This window comes from Neobacillus sp. WH10 (genome assembly GCF_030123405.1).
In the GTDB taxonomy this organism is placed as follows: Bacteria; Bacillota; Bacilli; order Bacillales; family Cytobacillaceae; genus Neobacillus.
This window is the reverse complement of sequence record NZ_CP126110.1, coordinates 603,730-624,513: the sequence shown is the minus strand read 5'-3', so window position 1 is coordinate 624,513 and position 20,784 is coordinate 603,730. Positions and strand designations below refer to the sequence as shown.

The 20,784-nt window shown below is 35.6% G+C and carries 11 protein-coding genes and 1 pseudogene; 1 reads left to right on the top strand and 11 read right to left on the bottom strand.

Annotated elements, in window-relative coordinates:
- Window positions 1-139: 139 nt before the first annotated feature.
- The 6 genes and pseudogenes from QNH20_RS02960 to QNH20_RS02935 form a co-directional block, all read right to left on the bottom strand.
- Window positions 140-310 (bottom strand): annotated as a pseudogene (locus QNH20_RS02960) (transposase domain-containing protein); the annotation flags it as partial.
- Between the two features lie 47 nt (window positions 311-357).
- Window positions 358-957 carry a YesL family protein gene (locus QNH20_RS02955; RefSeq protein ID WP_283921443.1) on the bottom strand — a complete coding sequence of 200 codons (600 nt, stop codon included), beginning with the start codon at window positions 955-957 and terminating at the stop codon, window positions 358-360.
- Window positions 941-2,590: a response regulator gene (locus QNH20_RS02950; RefSeq protein ID WP_283921442.1), complete on the bottom strand. Its 1,650-nt coding sequence runs from the start codon at window positions 2,588-2,590 to the stop codon at window positions 941-943. Before QNH20_RS02950 ends, QNH20_RS02955 begins: the two co-directional genes overlap by 17 nt.
- A gap of 2 nt (window positions 2,591-2,592) precedes the next feature.
- Window positions 2,593-4,368, bottom strand: a complete 1,776-nt coding sequence (locus tag QNH20_RS02945) for a sensor histidine kinase (RefSeq protein ID WP_283921441.1) — start codon at window positions 4,366-4,368, stop codon at window positions 2,593-2,595.
- Window positions 4,369-4,897: 529 nt separating this feature from the next.
- Entirely contained in the window at window positions 4,898-9,061 is a 4,164-nt protein-coding gene (locus tag QNH20_RS02940; RefSeq protein ID WP_283921440.1) for an endo-alpha-N-acetylgalactosaminidase family protein, read from the bottom strand.
- Between the two features lie 170 nt (window positions 9,062-9,231).
- Window positions 9,232-12,621, bottom strand: coding sequence for a family 43 glycosylhydrolase (locus QNH20_RS02935; RefSeq protein WP_283921439.1), 3,390 nt, complete (start codon window positions 12,619-12,621; stop codon window positions 9,232-9,234).
- A gap of 1,087 nt (window positions 12,622-13,708) precedes the next feature.
- On the opposite strand from QNH20_RS02935, the gene QNH20_RS02930 reads away from it, so the two are divergent.
- On the top strand, window positions 13,709-15,262 hold the full coding sequence (locus tag QNH20_RS02930; RefSeq protein ID WP_283921438.1) for an ABC-F family ATP-binding cassette domain-containing protein: 1,554 nt from the start codon (window positions 13,709-13,711) through the stop codon (window positions 15,260-15,262).
- A 769-nt stretch (window positions 15,263-16,031) separates the two neighbouring features.
- Here the strand turns inward: QNH20_RS02930 and QNH20_RS02925 are convergent.
- The 5 genes from QNH20_RS02925 to QNH20_RS02910 all read right to left on the bottom strand — a co-directional run bounded on the left by QNH20_RS02925 (window position 16,032) and on the right by QNH20_RS02910 (window position 20,643).
- On the bottom strand, window positions 16,032-16,256 hold the full coding sequence (locus QNH20_RS02925) for a DUF4339 domain-containing protein (RefSeq protein ID WP_283921437.1): 225 nt from the start codon (window positions 16,254-16,256) through the stop codon (window positions 16,032-16,034).
- A 130-nt stretch (window positions 16,257-16,386) separates the two neighbouring features.
- Window positions 16,387-17,715 (bottom strand): SPFH domain-containing protein, encoded by a 1,329-nt coding sequence (locus QNH20_RS02920; RefSeq protein WP_283921436.1) that lies wholly within the window; start codon window positions 17,713-17,715, stop codon window positions 16,387-16,389.
- 22 nt (window positions 17,716-17,737) lie between these two features.
- Window positions 17,738-17,965, bottom strand: coding sequence for a DUF6591 domain-containing protein (locus tag QNH20_RS27030; RefSeq protein WP_481858028.1), 228 nt, complete (start codon window positions 17,963-17,965; stop codon window positions 17,738-17,740).
- Between the two features lie 125 nt (window positions 17,966-18,090).
- Complete coding sequence (locus QNH20_RS02915) at window positions 18,091-18,861, bottom strand: zinc ribbon domain-containing protein (protein WP_283921435.1); 771 nt, start codon at window positions 18,859-18,861, stop codon at window positions 18,091-18,093.
- 591 nt (window positions 18,862-19,452) lie between these two features.
- A complete protein-coding gene (locus tag QNH20_RS02910) occupies window positions 19,453-20,643 on the bottom strand; it encodes a phospholipase D family protein (protein WP_283921434.1) in 1,191 nt (396 codons plus the stop codon).
- Window positions 20,644-20,784 lie beyond the last annotated feature (141 nt).

The window sequence follows — 20,784 nt, the reverse complement described above, 5'->3', positions numbered from 1 at the left end:
TTATATTGTCCTCTTGATTTAAACTTGCATAATTGATTAAAGGTAAGCCCGAATTATAAAAATAAGCGCACCTTTCCGGTACGCATCACAAATAGCCATTTATTCTGATTTTTTCAATCGAATATTCGGCTTACTTCATTTATTTGCTACATTCTGCCTGAATCTTTTTTGACCAGGGCATGTATTGATCTAAAATTTCAGGGTTATGATGGATGCCGAGATTCGGTAGATCCGTCAAAAGTTTCTTTGTGTAATCATAGAAATCAACGCCGTTACTTTTGGCTGTTTCTGCGATACTCAAACAAATGGCGGTTTTTCAGTGCCCTCGCAAAAGTACAGGTGTTTTTATTACTAGGTTTAGATTTTAATATATCTTTTAAATACCTTCTCAATAAAATAGGTGGAAACTAAAGCATATAAGCTAACGAAAAATAATCCAAAGGAAAGCTTATATATGGTAAACAATATTAGTGCTATAAGGAGTGCCACAGAGGTAGCACTTATAACTATGTGTTTATAAGCTAATATAAGTGAATTCTTAAGTATATCAATAAGCTTCATATTAACCCTTGCTATTAAAGGGAACATAAAAACACTTATAAGTAGTATTTGAAAGATAATAAATAGTTGAAAGCCCTGAAGCCATAGATAAGCACTGCCCATTTTATTCAATTTAAATATGTTATAAATACTGAAAGATAAAATTATTGTTATAACTGCTCCTATAGGTAAAGCTTGTTTAAAATTTTCTTTGTATCCCTTAATAAAGTCACTATATATGTAATAGCTATCATCTCTTACCTTTTTTCCATAAACATAATATAGTGCAGAAGTGGAAACTCCAATTGTCACTATTGGCAAGCTTCCTATAAACCATAATAAATTCAACATAAAGGTTTCATAAACTAATACACAAAACTTGTACAATGGTCCATCTAAGTTAAATAATCCCTTCATTATTTTTCCTCCTTTCACTTGGAACATCCCTTATTCTGTCATTTTTATACTGCATAGGGCTAATGCCTACAATTTTTTTAAAGGTTCTGCTGAAATGTTCAATGTTAGGATAACCGATTTTATCGCATATCTCATATATCTTCATATCAGTTTTAGCTAAAAACTCCTTGGCCTTTTCTATCCTTATATTAGTTAAATATGTAGTAAAGTTATACCCTGTTTCTTCTGTGAATATTTTACTGAAATATGCCTTACTAAAGCCTATAGATTTACTGACCATATCTAGGGTAACTCTATCACCATAATTCTTATGAATAAAATCCTTTGCCTTTTTAATTGCTGCATTCTCCCTCTGGTTTATTTTTCTTAAAGAATTAATAACTCTTGTTAGAAGCATTAGTATCCATTCCTCAATTTCTAATTTAGTTTCAAATTTTCTTACTTCGCTATAAAAATCCATATCTTCCCCAATAATAGCTTCAAGATTAACTTCTTCATCCTTAATTATGTAGTAAATGACCATTAATACTATCTCTAAATAATAAATATAAAAGCTTTCAATTTCACTTGCTCCGGATAGCTCATTCAACTGAAAAACCCTTTTCATCTCTTCTAGACACTTTTCTTCATCTAACCTATCCAACGCTTCTAAAAGCCCATTGTCCTTACTCATTTCTATAACTATTTGTTGAGTTATATTGTAATTCTTAATTTTCTTTATCTTATTTAACTCTTCTACATTCTCAGGATAAATATTTTTTCCCTTGCCATAAATAAATCTAAATCTAGCATTTTTCTGTGCTTCATCAATTAATGAGCTTATCTTTGTAATATCGCTGCTTACCTCACTTATACCAATAGTTACTTCAATATTTAAGAAATTTAAAAGAGCATTTCTTATTTTATTTAAAATATCTGAAAGTTTTTCCTTTAAACAGTTAACATATGAATTGTCGAAGGCTAAAATAATCCCATATTCTTCTGGAGACATTGGTAGAATTTCTCCCATATTTACTACTTCAAACAGTTGAATAACAGCATTTGTTACAGAACTCATAAGTTCCTTAAGATCATTATCCTCATACCTTTTCTTAACTATATTAAAACTGTCAATAAGTAGAGAACAGCAAATATAATTTTCTCCTTTTAATCTTAGTGCACTATTCTCCAAATCCTTCTCAGTAAAATCTCCAGCAATTAATTTCCTAACTAGTTCATTTCTATTAACACTATGATTTTTACTACCTTTTTTTCTTTTCTTGTTCTCTAAAGCAGCCATAACCATTTTTAGAATTTTATCTGGTTCCATTTCTGTTTTTAAAATATAATCATTTATTCCGAGCTTAAAGGCACTTCTTACAAGTGAATAATCATCATAAGCACTTAACACTAAAAACTCAGTATTAATGCCAAGCCGTCTACTTTCCTCAATAAGCTCAATGCCATTCATAACAGGCATATTAATGTCTGTTATTACTATATCAATATCCCCTCTAGCTTTAATTATCTCTAAAGCTTTATTTCCATTAGATGCCTCTAAAACCTCATCGAAACCATAATTATTCCAATCTATCAAGGACTTTAAAGCAAGTCTTACAATAGGCTCATCTTCAACTAAAAGCATTTTATACATACTTAGCTCTCCTGTTTCATTAGTATAGGAAGTATAAGTTTTACTTTTGTGAATTTATTTTTTTCACTTTCTATTTTTATTCCATACCCTTGTCCACAATTCAGTCTTATCCTGCTTTCAATATTTTTTAATCCAATATGATTAAAGCCTGTGTTGCTTTTTTCTTTACTTGTAAAAATACTTTCAATTTCTTCTTCTGTGATCCCTCTACCATTGTCTTCAACTTCAAATATAAGATTTTCCTCTGACACATATCCAGCTATAATGATATTTTTTTCTCCATCAATTTCATTAATTCCATGAACGATTGCATTCTCAACTATAGGCTGTAATATCAATTTTATAATATTAAGATTTCTTACTTCTTCCTCCACCTTAACCATTAAATTGAAATCATCTCCAAACCGGACCTTCATTATATCTGCATAATTATCAAGATATTCCAATTCTTCTCTTACAGTAATAAAGGTGGATTCACTTCTAAAGGTTGCAGATAAAAGCTTCATAAAGGAATCTGTTACCTTTCTAATGTTATCTGCTTTTGAGATCATAGCCATTAATTTAATTACATTTAAGGTATTATAAATGAAGTGGGGATTTATTTGAGCTTGTAAGACCTTCATTTCTTCCTTAGAACGTTCTCTTTCCTTCAAATCCCTCTCTACTATAAGGTTCTTAATATCATTAATCATCTTATTATAGTTGCTTCCTAGCTCATTAATTTCTTCCAAATTAGTATTTATATTTGTGATTTCATCAAGCCTTCCATCTTTAATACCTTTCATTTTTTTTATAAGTTCTTTTATTGGCTTTAAAATATCTTTAAAGAAGGTTTTACAATATAAAATAAAAAACAAATTGAATACTACAAATATGGCAAATAGTATTTTCATAATGTTAGTTGTATCCTTTGTTAGTGCCTTTTCGTCAATTATATTGATAACAGTCCATCCTGACTTTTCTGAGGTGTATTTTGATATATACTTAGTGTCTTTTTTATAATTATATTTATAAAAATTATTGTCCTTATTGTTAATATCCTTAAGATATTCTACTTGAGAAACATTTTTTCCAAGCAAACTTTTATCCGGTGATATTACAATATTCCCCTTAGAATCAGCGATCAGCATTTTTCCTACAGAATAATTTGTAAATCTTGAATAGATAGAATTTAGTGCCTCTGTTTTTATTTCAAAATATATAAACTCAGTAGCTGTATTGTACCAACTGTATTCGGGACTAATTCCAACTAAAAAATCAATTCCATTAGCATTTACATCATCAGAGCTACTGAAATTATTTATACTAAATACTTTGTCTTTATTTTTTATACTTTCCTTATACAATGAACTGTCTTTTACATTAGAATCATTTTTATATAGAGGGTCCTTATACTTAAATATCTGGCCATTCTTTGAAAAAAATACTATTGAATTTATCATCCCTTGATAGGCAAATAAATAATCAAGCTTTGATTCTATCTTTGTGGAAAATTCAAGCTTTTTAACAGAATCCTTTTCCTCATACCAACTATTTACAAGGGGTAATAGTTCATATTCATTTGAAACCTTTGCTACATTGAGGTATATCCGCCTTAACTCAAGCTCAATATCCATTGATAGCTGTTCCATATTTTGCTGAGTCTTTTCATTGTAGTGAGAAACCAAAACTCCTTCATAAAGCTTATTAACAACAACACTAGTGATAATAAAGGGTATAACTATAAATAAAATAAAGCTACTTATAAACTTTTTCGACATACTTCTACTCTTTATCATTTAATTACCACCTCATTTTAATAATAGTATAAAATGACATATGTAATAAATATTAATATTAATGAGCATCTACGAAAAATGTAAATGCTCTTTATAAAGAATTATCTCATTATAGTTTTTCTTCTTCGGAATAAACTAATTGAGGAAGGCTGTTGATGAGTTTGTATCGAAGAAAAATACTGCAAATGTGACAATACTTCCTAAGACAGGCTCCTTTGCAGATACTAATATGTTAGTTGGGCTTGGACTAATCATCAGCACTATAGGCTCTACTATATGACATGAGAAGAGCCAGCAAGTTTAATCGCTGGCTCTTTTTATTCACATAATCTAGCATTGAAAGAGAGAAAGTCGTCCTCTTTCCTCTACATTATTTATTTGAGATTAATTTGCACAGAATATGATTTTCCATCATCAAGAGTGATAGCTAATCTATAAGTACCTGCGGTCAAACCTCTTTTTTACTTCAAGCATGCTTGGGAGTATTGATGTTTTACCAATTACTGTACTTACTTTTACTTCAGGAATTTCAGTGATTGTAGCCCTTGGAATCTGTAACTATAACAATAGCCTGAGCTTTTATTTTAGTTCCTGTTACCCTACCCTTTACGCTGAATGATCCAACATTCTTATAGCTATTTTTAGCTATTTTATCCCAAGTTACAGGTACATTTATAACTGTACCATTTGATGTGATCATCTTCGCAGTTTCTGGCATAACAGGTGAAGTTCCTACTGTAGTGTAAACATTCATCACTTTTGCATCTACTATATCAACTTCTTCACTAGCCGTAACAGTTACAGTAGCTGTAATAGCTGCAGCTTCAACGCCATTAATGTGTCCTACTACTTCAAATGATCCTTCTTCAGCATATTTTGAAGGGGCAATTGCTGGCCATTGAACTGGCAATTCCATTTCTGTGTTATTGCTCAATGTTGCCTTTACTGTTGAAGGCATTTCCGGGTGCATTCCCACTAATGTGCTGACCTCAACGGTATCTGGTCCAGTTATGGATGGAGCTTCTTGAGCAACTCTCATTTCAGCTACACTCGCCCAACCATTAATACCTTCTAATGCAGTTAACTTAACGTGAGTAATTGGCTTTGAACTATCAATGGCTACTTGTTTTGTAGCAACTGTTCTTTCCCATGTTCCATTTGAAACAACTTTTACAAAGTCTTCAGCATCTGCATACTTAACATATAGGTCATATTTTGTAATGAAGCCATTACCACTTGCTTCTCCTCTACTATTAGTCTCCTGTCTTGGAGTTACATCTAATCTGTTTGCATTGTAAGCTTTACCTAAATCAAGAGTAATGGATTGTGGTAATGTATCGCTTCCATCCCAAGCTGTGTGCCACAATGAACCTGTGTTTCCATCAAGAACATTTTCAGGGTTATCACCTTCTTGATAACCAGTTGCACTTGCTTTGATACCATCTACAGGAATAACAGATAAGTCAACAGGTGCAATTGGCAGCGGTTCAATTGTAGCATCCTTTGCTTCCTTAACCACCAGATCATCAAGGATAAAGTCTCCTGCTGAACTTCCGGCCGTATTTCTTGTTCCGATCCAGAAATCTTCCGTACTTGCTGTAAATTTAACAGTGAACTGTGTAGGAACGGTTGCCTGTGGCATTGGTACATTCATCACTTCCTTAGTACCGTTACCAACAACGAAATTAATCTTCTTATCAAACTGACTTTCATATTTGAATGATACTTCGTAAGTTGTTCCTTTATCGAATCTTAAAGTCTGCGGTAATGTTCTCATGATGAGACCGCTACCAGTTTTATGGGACTTAATGGACCATTCGCCATTTAATACGTCATCAACTGCTTTTCCATTCCAACCTTTTTGGGTGTATGGAGCGTGTAATTCTGATAAATGAGTACGTGGATCACTTACTCCGTCAGCATCTGCAATAACAAATGGCGTCAAACCTTGGTCAACATTTTCAAAATCTTCAGCTAATACTACATCTGAAGATTTTGGAACAACTCTCTTTGTAGGTACACAGCGTACATCGTCAAATGTTACAGTCGCTGTTCCTGGAGCTACTTGCAAGTATAATTTTGCAGTTTCCTGTCCTTCTGCTACATCAAATACTACTCTCATTCTCTGCATATTTGTGCTGTGCTTTGAGTCAGCTGAGATATAGTTTTTAAGCGGTGAACTTTCAGTATAGTTAGTTATGTTTGCTCCGCCGGAATTTTTAACACCAATAGTCGTTTTACGTTTTGCATTTCCTGCAGTGTTTGGATCGCTAGTATTTGTAGGGTTTGGTGTATTGCCAACCTGAACATATATTGAAGCTGAGTATGTTCCTGGCTTTAATCCTGATAATTTAGTTTCTAATACAGTCTCTTTATTGTTTTCTTTTACTACTAATTCATATTGTCCACGATTGTTACGTTCTACTGCTGCAGCACCGCTCTTTACTTTCCAGTGATCTAATGTTCCGCTGTTGAAGCTTGGATCCTTTGTAGGCATTCCAAATCCCCACTCCATATCTTCAGCAGTTACAGAAACATCACCTTTGTATACAACGTAAGCTTGTTTTGGTTTTGCATCAATCGTGATTTTGCCATCAACTACGTTTAATACTTTTTTATCTTTCTTACCGGTATCTGTTAATGTGTATAACTTAACTTTTGATACATTGTTCCAGCTATTTGGAAGTTCCCAAGTAGATGATCCGCCAACTTCATTATAGTGATATAGTTTTTCTTCAGCGCCAGCCAATTCGCTTTCTGTCATATCGGCATTTGGCGACCATGGTAACAAATATTGGAGGTTATTGAATCTTACATCATCATAAACGTTACCGTTACTTGTTCCTTGTTGTATTGTTACATCTTCTTCAAGAAGTTTCTTTCCATCTTTTGTGAATACTCTTTTTCCGTCTTCTGTCCTTTCGGCGACAACATTTCCTTTAAATTCAACTCGTCCCACATTATTGGTTACATCGTACTTCGTCATTGGGAAGCTTTGCAGATATTTGGTTGGTAGATTTGTTTTGAATACAACATCGATCATTTCATCATAATTTACTCTACCCTGCCATCCTTCAGCATCATTTGCCTCTGTACCACCGAGGATCGGATGACGAGCTATCCAAGTATCTTTCTGGTGATTTCTTACGAATCTTGCAATATCACTGCTATAGCCCTTTATGTTCTTTCCACCGTAATCATAGTCGACTGACCAGTGATTCCAAACGGCTTCGTCTTCTAATACATTTGGAAACTCAGTCGTAAGGGTCCATCCCAAAGAGTTCACTTCTCTAGCAAATCTTCTTCCATTAAAGCCCTGTTCATACCATGCATCAGCATAAATAAAATCAAGTGTTGGTGCATCTTCCTTTAACATCTTTAAACGGTTTATTCGGTTTTCAGTATAAACTTCTCTACGGTATGTCGGGTCATCAAAGTCATATGATTGATCAAGCCAATCCCAACCCGGTTTATTTAAATTAACTAATTGATCATCAAAAGCTTTTGCTTCTGGGTGAGCACCTGTACCACTAATATGTACACCCATGAATGCATTATATTTCTGCGCTTCTCTAACAAGCGTATCCATATCCTTCTGTCCACCCTGACGTACACCTATATGTCCGCCATAATCCGGATGTGCCGAGTCATGACCTTCTGCTTGGTAACCCTTTAATTCCACCCACTGTCCAAGCCCGTCAGTTGATAGATTTATTCTCTTTGTTTCATCTAATGTCTTTAAGAATGGGTTGGTTGCCTGGCTGCCAAAGTTCATTGGGATACGGTGAACAACAAGTTCGGGCATTCTGTCGCTGCCTATAGGATTGTTCATAATATCACGGTATGCAATAGCCGCATCCTGCCAGTCCATTTGACCATCACCATTTGCATCTTCTGTGATCACTACTTTGGTGTGCGGTAAAGGCTCAGTAATTGAATCTGGCATACTATTCCCACGATATACCCATGAAGCACTCCACAAAGCTGTACGGGAGTAATTATCTTTCTTTGTCGTCTGCTTAACAATACGGTGGTTGTCATTGTCTCCATCTTTATTGGTATCACCATATGCATTCGACCAAACACCTGCTGCCAATTCATCATTGTTAATGAACGCGTACATATAGTTTTTTGGTGTACTATCTACCGTAGGAGTACCTGATACAGGTTGATACACATCACCTTTTTTATAAACAGCGTTTTCCATTCTGGAACCGGCAAATTCTGCGCCCGCTTCTGTACTTCTTACCGATGCCAAGCTATGGTTTGGAATTTCAATGGTGTGTATTCTCGTTGTACCATTTTCTTCTACTTTTGTTACTTCAAAATCAAGTGTATTCTCTTTTACTGTTATGGATAGAAATATTACTACATTTAACTCATCAACGGTTAGAACATAGTCAGCTTTATTATCTGCTGCTTCTGTGTAGGTTACTTTCGGTACATAGTCTGTTCCGTTAATTCTTATTGTGTTTAATACATCTTCTGAGCCGTTTAATACTTTGCTGTTTAACTCATACTTTATTACTCTAGGAAAATTCTGGTCTACCTCAACTTTCATTTGATTTGATGCTATTATTCCATCATAAGCTGCAGCATCTGCAGTTCCTGAAAATACTGGAATTGTAATGCTAATCATCTGTGCAGAGGCTACCACAATTGCTAAGTTTTTAATTATCTTTGACAGTGACATAATTTACCTCCCCTAGGTTTAATCCATTACTTTTCAATTGCTTTTAATTAATCTTTAGTGCAATTGCCATTAAGTCAGCATCACCTCCTTTGTGTTCAATGAAATTACTTCAAGACCCAGTCACGAACGATATAACGACTAATTCATTCTGGTTATTTCATTTCTTATTATCATCTCCTGGTTTTGGTATTGGTGTAGGCGCTTTGGATCGGTATTGGTTTTGGATCTGGTGATGGTGTCCAGCCACCACCCGGAGATTTAGCTTTAGCCGTCACCTCTACACTCGGACCATTCATGCTCCAGTTTCCTGCTACATCGCCTGCTTCAACTTTAAAGGTATATTTCGTGTCAGATGACAGGCCTTTGACTTTATAGCTAGTGATATCACCTGCTAATGTAACTAGTTCACTTCCATTCTTGTAAATTTTGTAGCTTGTTACACCTGTATCATCTGCTGCTGCTGTCCATGAAAGTGTAAGTTGATTCTTGCTAATCTTTGAAGTCGTTAATGCTTTATCTTCTGACCATGTTGGTGCAGTTTCGTCTGATGCTGTTACATCCTTATAAGTTGCTGTTACTTTAACAGCTTCACCAGGCATTACAAATGTGGTAGCTTGTGCACTGGCATCTTCGAATACAACGCTGCTGTTATCCGTAATCCATTTATCAAATTCTTGGCCTTCTGGGGCTTCATTGGCTGTTATTGCAACGGTGGCTCCTTTAACATAATTTCCACTGCCTGAACCATTTTCTACTACTACTTCATATTCTTCTGACGGATCCACATTTTGGTAAAGGTTAATTTCAGCAGCGGATCCGAAGCCATTATGACCAGCCAATATCTCGAATCTTAGGTAATTAGCCTGAGTAGGTCTAAATGTTACTGTCTTTGGCATGGAATCGTTTACAAATGTTCCGTTTTCCTTGACCAAGGTGTAGTTAACACCATCCATGCTCGTGTAGATGTTGAACTTGGTTACTATACCGTTATCTCCGCCTGACTGTCTTGGAATATATTTAAGCTTATAAACGTCATAGGTTTCACCTAAGTTGAAATCCAATGTGTGAGGAGGCCTGTTTCCACCACTCCACTGTGTATGCCATATTGTATCTATGTTTCCATCTATCACGTTTGCCGCTTTATTATCTTCGGCTTGCGTTTCTTCACTTGAAGCAGTTACCGTCATGCCACTTGAAGGAATCATTTCAGGGTCGACTTCTGTTGTTATTGTTACACCTTCACTCCATTCACTGAAACCAGCAAAGTTCTTGGATCTAACCTGTACTGTATGAGTGGATCCAGCGAGTAACCCTGTTTCTGAAAATGGGCTTGTTGCGTTGCTTATGATCTTATTGTCAATCTTGATGTCATACTGTAATGCTCCGGATACAGCATCCCATGCGATATCAATCGTTGAGCTGTTTGGTGAATCCACTTGAACATTAGCCGGAGCTGCTGCAATCTCTGGATAATCACCAGAACCAAGCATAAACCAGTTTAGCTTGCATATTTCCGTATCAGCACCGTTAAATACTAAGAATATCTTTTGCTTACCTGTAACTTCTTTTGTAAGCTCTGCTTTAGCATTTACATACTCATTCAAGTCACTTGTATTTGGAATTTGTAGTATGGCTATCGTTTCAGCTGGATTTCCTTCTGCATCAGCTAGTTTAACCTCAATCGTACCGTTCGCTTTATCACTTGCTACTCTTGCGTTAAACCATTTTGCCTCCCCATTACCAAAATCGATCTGATCAAAACGCAGCCAGTCGCCATTTTTGATATTCGCCATACTTTGGTCATATCCGTCGTATACATCATCATTGGTCCATTCCGTTTTAGCGTTTATCGTAAGATTTTTATCTGTAACGTAGTTTTGATCATCATAACGTTCAGCATCAATCTTCTTATTTACACTAAATAAATTCCCTTGATTTTCAGTTGTTGTCAGTTCGAATGAATCCACATCGATATATCCGCCCAGGGCTTTTGTTGCATAATTAAAAATACCAAACCGCATACCGACGTATGTTCCGTATCGCATCTCATATCTTCCGCCTAATCTGGTAAAGTTCACTCCATCTAGGCTGTATGAGAACTCCGTTCTATATTCAAATCTTGGGGTTTCAGCTCTAAACCAGATATCAGTTGGTCCTTCTGGAAGATCAATGGATGCCTCTTCTGTCCATAAGTCCTGAACAACGATTCTCTTCTTTCCATCTTCATTCTTGATTCCAATGAAGTTTGAATCTTTTTGTATGACAGATAATCCAGCATGGTCACCGTCAGCCATATGGCTTATATCCATCTTTACAGTTCCTGTGCAGTCCGGACCAATGATTCTCTGCGTAAGTGTATTTCTTGCATAGGCTAAAGCATTTGTTACACTAGACGTCTTAAGTCTTATATTTCCTGGTCTTTCTGTAAGACTCCACTTTTCATTGTCAGGATTGTGATTCCACTGCCATTGCAGACCTAACTCACTGCTGCTGAAATCATCTGATGTTTCAGGTGCCGTTGGCTCCGTTGTACCCAAACCTGGTATATTGGGTTTCTTTAAAGTAACAACCGCTTTTTCTCCATCCAATTCACCCATATATGGCCATCCATCTTTCCAGTGCACGGGCTGCAAAGTTGGAACACGTCCCAGCTTACCTCGATCCTGGAATATGACCGCCCACCATTCGGATTCCTTACCTTCACCCTGAGGAACATCTACAATACCGCCCTGGTGTATACCATTGCCTGTAAAATTCATAAAGCTTGTCATAATATCCTGTACTTCATAAGGACCATTAGCCAAATCTTTTGTTCTGATCGCTATTTCCTTCTTTGAACCTTTATTCCAGGTCGGCGTACTCAGGATGTAATAGTATTCTCCAATTTTATATACATGTGATCCCTCATTATAATAGCCACCCTTATAATCGTAGATCATCTTTCCATTTCGTGATGCTCCAGGCTCTCTCTTAGAAATTATAGAAAGCTCACCTGTTTCTTCATTCACAATTTCCAACTCACTTAGATAAAGTTGACCTTGACCATGTACAACATAGACTTTTCCATTGTCATCAAAAAATAGTCCGGGATCGTATAGTTCATCTTCTAACTTGTAAATCGTCCAAGGGCCTTTTGCGTTATTTGCAATACTTACGTATGCAGCATCTCCATTGATGTTGTACATCAAGTAGAATTTACCGTTATGATACCTTAAGCTTGTTGCCCATGGTCCTTCATCATAAGCACTCAGTCCATTCTTTAGGTCGTACATGTCTCCTTCCATTCTGTCCACAGCATAGCTCTCATATGTCCAATTCACTAAATCTTTGGAACTCATGATTGGACTGCCGGGAAATAAGTGCATACTCGTTGATGACATATAAAATGTGTCACCCACCCTGATCACGTCATTGTCCGGATAATCTCCCCACATAATTGGATTGGTGTATGTACCATTTCCATTGTCTGCAGCCCTAGCATAAGGCGCAAAATTAACAAACATCGCAATTAGCACCACCAGTACCATTGCTTTTCTTGCTTTTGGTCTGTAACTGAACAAGTTAAATTACCTCCTTCAAACTAAATATATGATTATAAGAACTATAATCACTTTGTTTGGCGCCATTCATAAGTGAGCGACTTTCCTGCTAATTTACTTGGATAAGTTACCTTGCAGCCTTCTTTATAGTTGGAACAACCGTAAAAGTACTCAAAATATGTGTTATAGTGCAAATTTCCAGCTAATTTAATAGTATTACAAACTAAGTTAATACTTATTGATATATTTTAATGAAATTTTGATTATTCTTTGTTTTTTTGATAGTCGGACAGTTTTAGCCTACATGGAGTTTACTGATTGCTGCAGTAGACCATGTTATAGATTAACAGAGCAACAGGAAGTATCCTATATGGTTTTTTCAATATATCAAGCTTTAAAACCTCAACTGCATTTTAGGAATATTTCACTTTGTTGTAGTAAATTGGTGGGCAGCTACTCAACTAGACAAAAAAAAAGATATGGAACAACAACTCCATACCTTTAAAAGACAAGTTGAACGCTTTGCAAATCTTGATATAGACGACGAAACAGTACTAAAACAAGTTCTACAAAGTCTAATAAGCCAAATTAATGTATTCGAGGGTGGCACTATTAAAATCCATTACAATACTGCCACCCCAACGATATCTAATTCGTAAGAGATAATAATTACCTTGTCTCATTTAATTTAAGTAACACTGTACATTCAACGTGGCTTGAATATTGATGGCAGATTCATATAGATGTAGTAGTGTTTACCTTAAACTAGTTTTTTTCATACCTTCCACCCCTACATAAGGCAGCTCAATTACCTTTATTTCTTCGTTATTTGTTAAAACTCAACCAATTCTTTCATTTTTTGTTGAACTATTCCCACATAGGAAAACCTCATATCATACATCCTGGTTCGGTTGTATAATAGACTTTTACCCTATTGAGATACGCCCAAGTAAATATAATTCAATAATCTCATTTAATTAAGAAGGGGAAGACTTCAATTTAGTCCAAAAATCAAATTACATTTTTCACAAGAAATAACTTCAAGTAGAAAAAGCAGCCAAAATCTAGTAAGATATCCACATGTGACATTAGATAAGGGGTTAAAAAAATGAGCGTATTAAACGTACAAAATTTAAGTCACGGTTTCGGTGATCGTGCGATTTTTAATGATGTATCTTTTCGACTTTTAAAAGGAGAGCACGTTGGACTTGTTGGGGCAAATGGTGAGGGTAAGTCTACTTTCATGAATATTGTTACTGGTAAGTTGCAACCCGACGAGGGGAAAGTGGAGTGGTCACGAAAAGTTCGTGTTGGTTATTTAGATCAGCATGCTGTACTTCAAAAAGGCACTACGATGCGTGACGCTTTGAGTACTGCTTTTCAATATCTTTTTGATGCTGAATCAGAAATCAATGAACTTTATGCAAAAATGGGTGATGAAGGTGCTGATATCGATGCACTGCTTGCTGAAGTTGGAGAGCTACAAGAAACTTTAGATAGTAATGATTTCTATCAAATTAATTCAAAGGTTGAGGAAGTTGCTCGCGGTCTGGGATTAGACGATGTTGGACTCGACCGAGATGTAGATGATCTTAGCGGTGGGCAACGTACGAAGGTTTTGCTAGCTAAGCTTTTGCTAGAAAAGCCTGAAATCCTATTACTAGACGAGCCTACGAACTATTTGGATGAACAGCATATCGAATGGTTGAAGCGCTATTTACAGGATTATGAGAATGCATTTATCTTGATTTCACATGATATCCCATTCTTGAACAATGTTGTTAACTTGATCTATCACATGGAAAACCAGGAGTTGAATCGCTATGTTGGTGACTATGATAACTTCTTAAAAATTCATGAAATGAAGAAGCAACAGCTAGAGTCTGCTTACAAGCGTCAACAACAAGAAATTGCTGATTTGAAGGATTTCGTTGCTCGTAACAAGGCAAGTGTTGCTACTCGTAATATGGCGATGTCTCGTCAAAAGAAGCTCGACAAAATGGAAGTTATTGAATTGGGGAGAGAGAAGCCGAAACCGGAGTTTATTTTCAAAGAAGCTCGTGCAGCTAGTCGTTATATTTTCACGGCTGAAGATCTTGTTATTGGTTACAATGAACCACTTTCTCGCCCTCTGAATTTGAAAATGGAACGCGGACAAAAAATTGCATTCGTGGGTGCAAACGGTATTGGTAAGTCTACTCTTTTAAAAAGTATTCTTGGGTTGATTGATCCAATTTCGGGTAAAGTGGAACGTGGTGAGTATCAAAACATTGGTTACTTCGAGCAGGAAGTTAAACAGTCTAACTACAACACTTGTATTGAAGAGATTTGGAGCGAGTTCCCAAGTATGAATCAGGCTGAAGTCCGAGCTGCTCTTGCAAAATGTGGACTAACGACGAAACATATTGAAAGTAAAGTCGAAGTCCTTTCTGGCGGCGAAAAAGCCAAAGTTCGATTGTGTAAAATTATTAACACCGAAACAAATTTATTAATTCTAGACGAACCTACCAATCACTTGGATGTTGACGCAAAAGAAGAATTGAAGCGTGCTTTAAAGGCATATCGCGGAAGTATCTTGATGGTATCCCACGAACCAGATTTCTATCGTGAAATTGCGACCGATATTTGGAATTGTGAAGATTGGACTACGAAAGTGTTTTAATAAAGATTAAGGGGTACCTAATGAATTAAGTTTCACTTGGGTACCCCTTTTTATTAACCATCCAAAATCTTTAATAAATATATACTTTTAGTTCTCTTAAAAAAGCTCATCCAAACTAAAGTTAGAATGAGCTTCTATCTATTTCAATATTAATTTTGCAATAGCTTCCACTTGGCTTGAATGTTGATCGCAGACATATTGATGTAGTGGTGTTTACCTTAAACTAATTTATTCGTACATCCACGTTATCAAATTCGATGATTAATCTTATTTGCTAGAAAAAATCTCTCCCGATAACCCCACCATTTCTGTACATTTTTCTTGAAATGGAATTTTCTAAATCAAGCATAATTAAATTTAATAATTTGAAACAGACTGCTGGCGGTGCCAGTTCACAGGATAGTTAAATATTTCGGTAAGTCTGGTACAATTTACAATATAGAAAAATTGGTTTCTGAATTTAGCAAAATTTATAGGGAGCTATTTATTTGAATTTCATAAATAAATACTGCCTGAGTGAACTAGAATCAAGGTTTTTATTGAAAAAGGGTGTTGTCGCGCTAATACATTCCGCATCACGTCTGGAGAATGTAAAAACAACCTTTTCACAAACAAAAACAATCGTTGAATCAACTGCATTTTTGCAGTACTGACAGTTCGTGGGGACATATCCATTATTAAGCAAAGGGCACATAACGCAATCCAAAGCGATGTGCCCTTTAGAAATCCATTTGCAATCATGCTAATAATAAAGCATATTATCTGCGTTTCATTTGACATTCTGCGGAATAGGCGGGGGAGAAAGTGCTACAAGTCTCAACACTTCATCCACATTTTCAACCAGATTCCATTGTCGCATTCCTGGTTTCCATATATTAGTTTCTTTCACAAACTTCTTTTCTGCAATCAATTGTGAAAACTCTGTTAATGAGTAAGGACCTTCTGGCTTGCCAACCAATATAGCATAATAAACTGTTTCTGTATTTATAGGCATAGACTTTCCCGCTCTCGGAATGGCCATCTGATTTAAAGTTTGATTCATAGATTTGCAATTGCTACACCCATACCAAACTCTACAAGTTTAACCATAGAGTAAAAATTATTTTCGCCATTACTGCAACTCCTTATAAAGTTGGCGGTACTGGTGGAATAGGTGGTACAGTTCCTCCAAATATAGTCTGCAACTCTTGAACCGTTTCTGCAGCAACCCAGCCTGCCATTCCTTGTTTCCATACAAGACTACTCTTTGTAAGAGTTCCTGAAGTAGCCATTTGTGTCAAAGTAGCAATATCAAAAGGTCCTGTAGCCTGTCCGTTAACTGCTACATGGTACGCAGTTACAATGACTGGAGGGGATGTTGTTCCTAGATTAGCACGTTGAACGCCTCCCATCATATTATTCATCATACCGGCCATATTCTGACCAATAACGCCACCCATTGCCATACCTGTCATCATTGAAGCTGGATTCATACCGCCACCGCCAGACATTTCTGTAGCGCCGTTTACCCCCATTTGTCCGAGAGCATTAGCGCCAGCAATGCCAACTGCAGCTTGCTGTTCAAACTGATATGCTGCAAAATTTGCGCCTTGAGTCTGTTTACGCTGAGCATACTGAGCTTCTTCTCTTTGGATTTTCATGGTTTCTTCCATATTCTCTGCGTTAATTCTCTGTATATCTTGTAGATTTTTAATATTAACTTCTGTCTGTGCCTGTACAATTGCAGTGGTAACATCCTGCGTTACTTTCTTCAGTTGAACGAATCCTTCGCTAGTCTTATCAACTTCTATAGAATTAATATCAACCGCTGTGATGTTTACGCCAAAGTCTTTCTCGAAACGATCTCTAATACTAGCTTCAACAAGCTCGTTGATTTTCGGAATTTCTCGTTCTATCTGTACGACCGGGATATTCTTTTCTGCAGGGGCATTTGCCACAATACTTTTGACAAAACGTGCAACAGCATCTCTTATCTGTGTCCGGAAAGCATTTAAATCAAAGTTGCTTAATCTATGTAGTTTAATAAATTCTATATAGTCAGCAATGTTAAAAGTAATCTTTCCTCTTACTGCTGTTGGCACACCAAAATCCAAGAACCTTGGATCATATAAATCAAAGAACGGTACTGCAAATGGAATCTGAATAACCCTGGCTAGATTGATAAAATAGACCTCTGCCTGGAATGGAGTTTCTCCTTTGTAAGCCAAACCGACAATACTCGCCAAAACAGGAAGGTTTTCAGTTTCAAGAATCTGATCATACGGTCCCTCAATGAAATCTTGCATTGTTCCATTCTCTTGATTATAAATGAAGACAGCAATTTCTCCATCTTTGACACGAAGAGATGAACCCCATCTGATAGCATTTTCTCTATTATTTTCGCCTTGCTGTGAACCGTGTGGATGCCATTTCCAAATTAAATACGAAGGTTCGTCACAACGAATTACATCCATAAATCCGCCCGCCTTCAGCTTGCTAAATAACCCCATAGCTATTATCCTTTCTGTGTTTCAGATTGACATTATATGATTCAATAGATACGTGCATTTCTTTTTTGCTTTCATAATAGAAGATATTCAAATCATATCCCTCCTCATTGTCAGCATAGAAAACACTATCACTTTTTGTTATATTTACACTAAACCCATTTTTTCTGCAAGCCGTCGCATAAGCATTAAATTGTTCCGGCGTAACTTTATACAATTCAAATTAAAATTGTTTTGTATATTCACTCGTAATCTTTCCATAAACAATATCTGGTTCTGGAAGAAGTGCAGTAAATTCATTTTGCGGCCAATCAAATGATACTTTATAAGTTATTGTATTTATTATAAACCACTACGAATTCCAATAAATACAATAGCTGCGACTGTTATTGCAACCGTTAGTAGTAAACGAATTTCCAGTTTTTTCTTAACCTTTGCACTATTATTAACTATATCTTTATATGCTCCACTGGCAATCTGATCACCAGGGAACATCAATTCTGCTTTCTGATATAAATCCTCTGCCTTTTTCGTCCAAAGTCTCATCCAATATGCATTATTTGCATTTACTTTTTTTGTTACTAAAAAGGAAACTTTTGATTTAATGAACATTAATGCTTCTAATATTGAACCTCTGTCATTAGGGAATGGAAAATTCTCAATGATTGTTGCCTTGTGTTTCTCCTCATTAGTTAATGCAGGTGCTTTGTCTATTCGCAATAGTGGTTTTATCAAATAAATCATTAGTGGGATACAGGCAAGATAAATATTCAGTATAACCCATCCTATCTTTTTTCCATTGCCCCATGTTGACCATCCTTTTTTAGAAACCTCTGGACTATTTGCAATACGCCTATCACAATCATCAATTTGTGTAATAAACGATTTTAATGAATCAGAAACCTTGGATGAGTTAATTTCATGCCCACAACTTGGGCATACAGCGGTAAAACTCAGTAACTCAGAACCACAAGCCGGGCATTTAATTATTTTTCCCGCATACTCTTCTGTTCGTTTATATTTATAATTTGATTGTTGTGTTTGTGTGCCACAGTAAGGGCAGAACCTTGCACCGTCCTCTAATTTGGCACCACAGTTGGAACAAAATGCCATATACCCTCCATATCAAGGTTATTGAACCTTAATCTACAATTCTTTTATTTTGTCAAAATACATTTTTTGAATATTAGCAAGCATTGGATCATTGGGGAATGCAATCTCCGCTTTCTGATAAGCATGTTGACATTGGGATCAGACCCCCACCGCTTTAACATAGTGGGGGTCTAACCCGAATTACATAATGATAGGATTTTAATCTGGTTAGATTATATCATTTTAGGGTAAAATATGTAATATTAGTTCTATTTAACCAATACGCAAAAATTTCTAATAACAGGTGGTTATTATAATAGAAAAATATTTTTATAGTGTTTCAAATAACTTTTCTTAAAGGTTTTTAAATTATTCATTATTCAAAATAATCCTATTCAAGATGTTGAAGTATTTTTCATCTTGAATAGGATTATTTTGATCTTGTAGATAAACCACGTTTACTTAGAATACGGTTCACCTTGGTTATTTTATAGGCAAAAAATAGAGTTCATTATTGGTGTAAAAATTTGATACTGGACTTAAAGTTATGAAGATTAAATGAAAAGTTAAATGAATTAATAAATGGTGATAAATTAATAATTCTCCTCATTTTTAAATAGTATCGTATCCTTGATCTTCGAATAACCTTTCTAAACGTATTTTTAAGTAATGTGTTGCCTCTTGTGTGATTTGAATATGTGCTTTTTGGTGATGGCGTTTTAAAATATCAGGTAAAGGGGTATCTGGTTCAGTTTCAGTACCTGGATATAATTTGTGCTTTAATTCGTTTCCTACTTCAATTAAAGATATACCATTAACGATTGGAGTTTTTAAAAATTTTCCATTTGAAAATTCTATATAATGCGGATAATCCTCGTTCCATTTGTGGTATCTTGGATCGTTCTTTTTTATCATATTTCCGTTTTGATAAGCGTGAGCAACTGCATAACCGACAATCATAGGAGTACCATTTCCATGTTTGTCTCGGCTAACTTGGGCGATAAATAAAGTTTCTCCTTCTTTAATACTAGATGGTCTTTTATGAAAGAATGTTCGATTCATAAATTGATAATTTTTCTTCTTACGTTCTAAATAAATATCCGTATTAGGAATGCGATTATCACCGTTGCCCTCGAATTTGATTCGACCGCCTATTACATTTATTACATTTTCCGTGGTGTTGTAATATAAGATAGAAGTATTTTCTAGGATGTCATAATGCTCTTTGAATTTATATTGAAAATCACTTTGTCGTTCGTTTTCTTTTTTGTCTAACACTGCACCCCATCGGTGTTGATTAAACTCATTTGGATTTGTATCTTTTTTCATTTTACCGAGACCAGAAGTTGATCGGGAAACATATTTAAATTCTTTATCCAAAACTTCTCTTGTGATTCGGAAGTCACCACACTGTTTGATTTTTTTAAGTGTATCTTCAAAATAATCAACACATTGGTTAGTGAAGTCTGGCTCCTCTTTCAGAATAATTCCAAGTTCATGGTTTTTGAAAAAGCCACTTAAGGTAAAATTTGCAGACCCCATGATGCAACTACTATTATCAAATAGATATAACTTGGAATGTAAGTGTTGAAGAGCATATAGCTCTACTCCTGCTTCAAATAATCGTTCAATTCCTTTTAAACTATTGGCTCCCTGAATGAATTCTTCACGATTAAAACGAGTGATAATCTTGCAAACAATATTACCAGAAGATTCTTCCAACCAGGTAGAGAGTTGATTTGCCGTTGAAAAGCTTATAAAAGGGGACATTATATAAATAGATTTACTAGTTGTTTCTAGCAAAGATAGATACTCCTTCCCTATGTTTTCATTAAGAAAATTAACGCTCATATAAACACCGCCCATTTTGTAGAATTCTTGATTTGAAACGAAAAATCCAAAACTCCTGTTAAAAAGCAGCCGGGATATCCCCAGCTAAACTAT

Coding starts and splice junctions, on each gene's coding strand:
- QNH20_RS02955 (WP_283921443.1), bottom strand. CDS start 957: ATGAAGGGATTATTTAACTTAGATGGACCATTGTACAAGTTTTGTGTA.
- QNH20_RS02950 (WP_283921442.1), bottom strand. CDS start 2,590: ATGTATAAAATGCTTTTAGTTGAAGATGAGCCTATTGTAAGACTTGCT.
- QNH20_RS02945 (WP_283921441.1), bottom strand. CDS start 4,368: ATGATAAAGAGTAGAAGTATGTCGAAAAAGTTTATAAGTAGCTTTATT.
- QNH20_RS02940 (WP_283921440.1), bottom strand. CDS start 9,061: ATGTCACTGTCAAAGATAATTAAAAACTTAGCAATTGTGGTAGCCTCT.
- QNH20_RS02930 (WP_283921438.1), top strand. CDS start 13,709: ATGAGCGTATTAAACGTACAAAATTTAAGTCACGGTTTCGGTGATCGT.
- QNH20_RS02925 (WP_283921437.1), bottom strand. CDS start 16,256: ATGCCTATAAATACAGAAACAGTTTATTATGCTATATTGGTTGGCAAG.
- QNH20_RS02920 (WP_283921436.1), bottom strand. CDS start 17,715: ATGGATGTAATTCGTTGTGACGAACCTTCGTATTTAATTTGGAAATGG.
- QNH20_RS02915 (WP_283921435.1), bottom strand. CDS start 18,861: ATGGCATTTTGTTCCAACTGTGGTGCCAAATTAGAGGACGGTGCAAGG.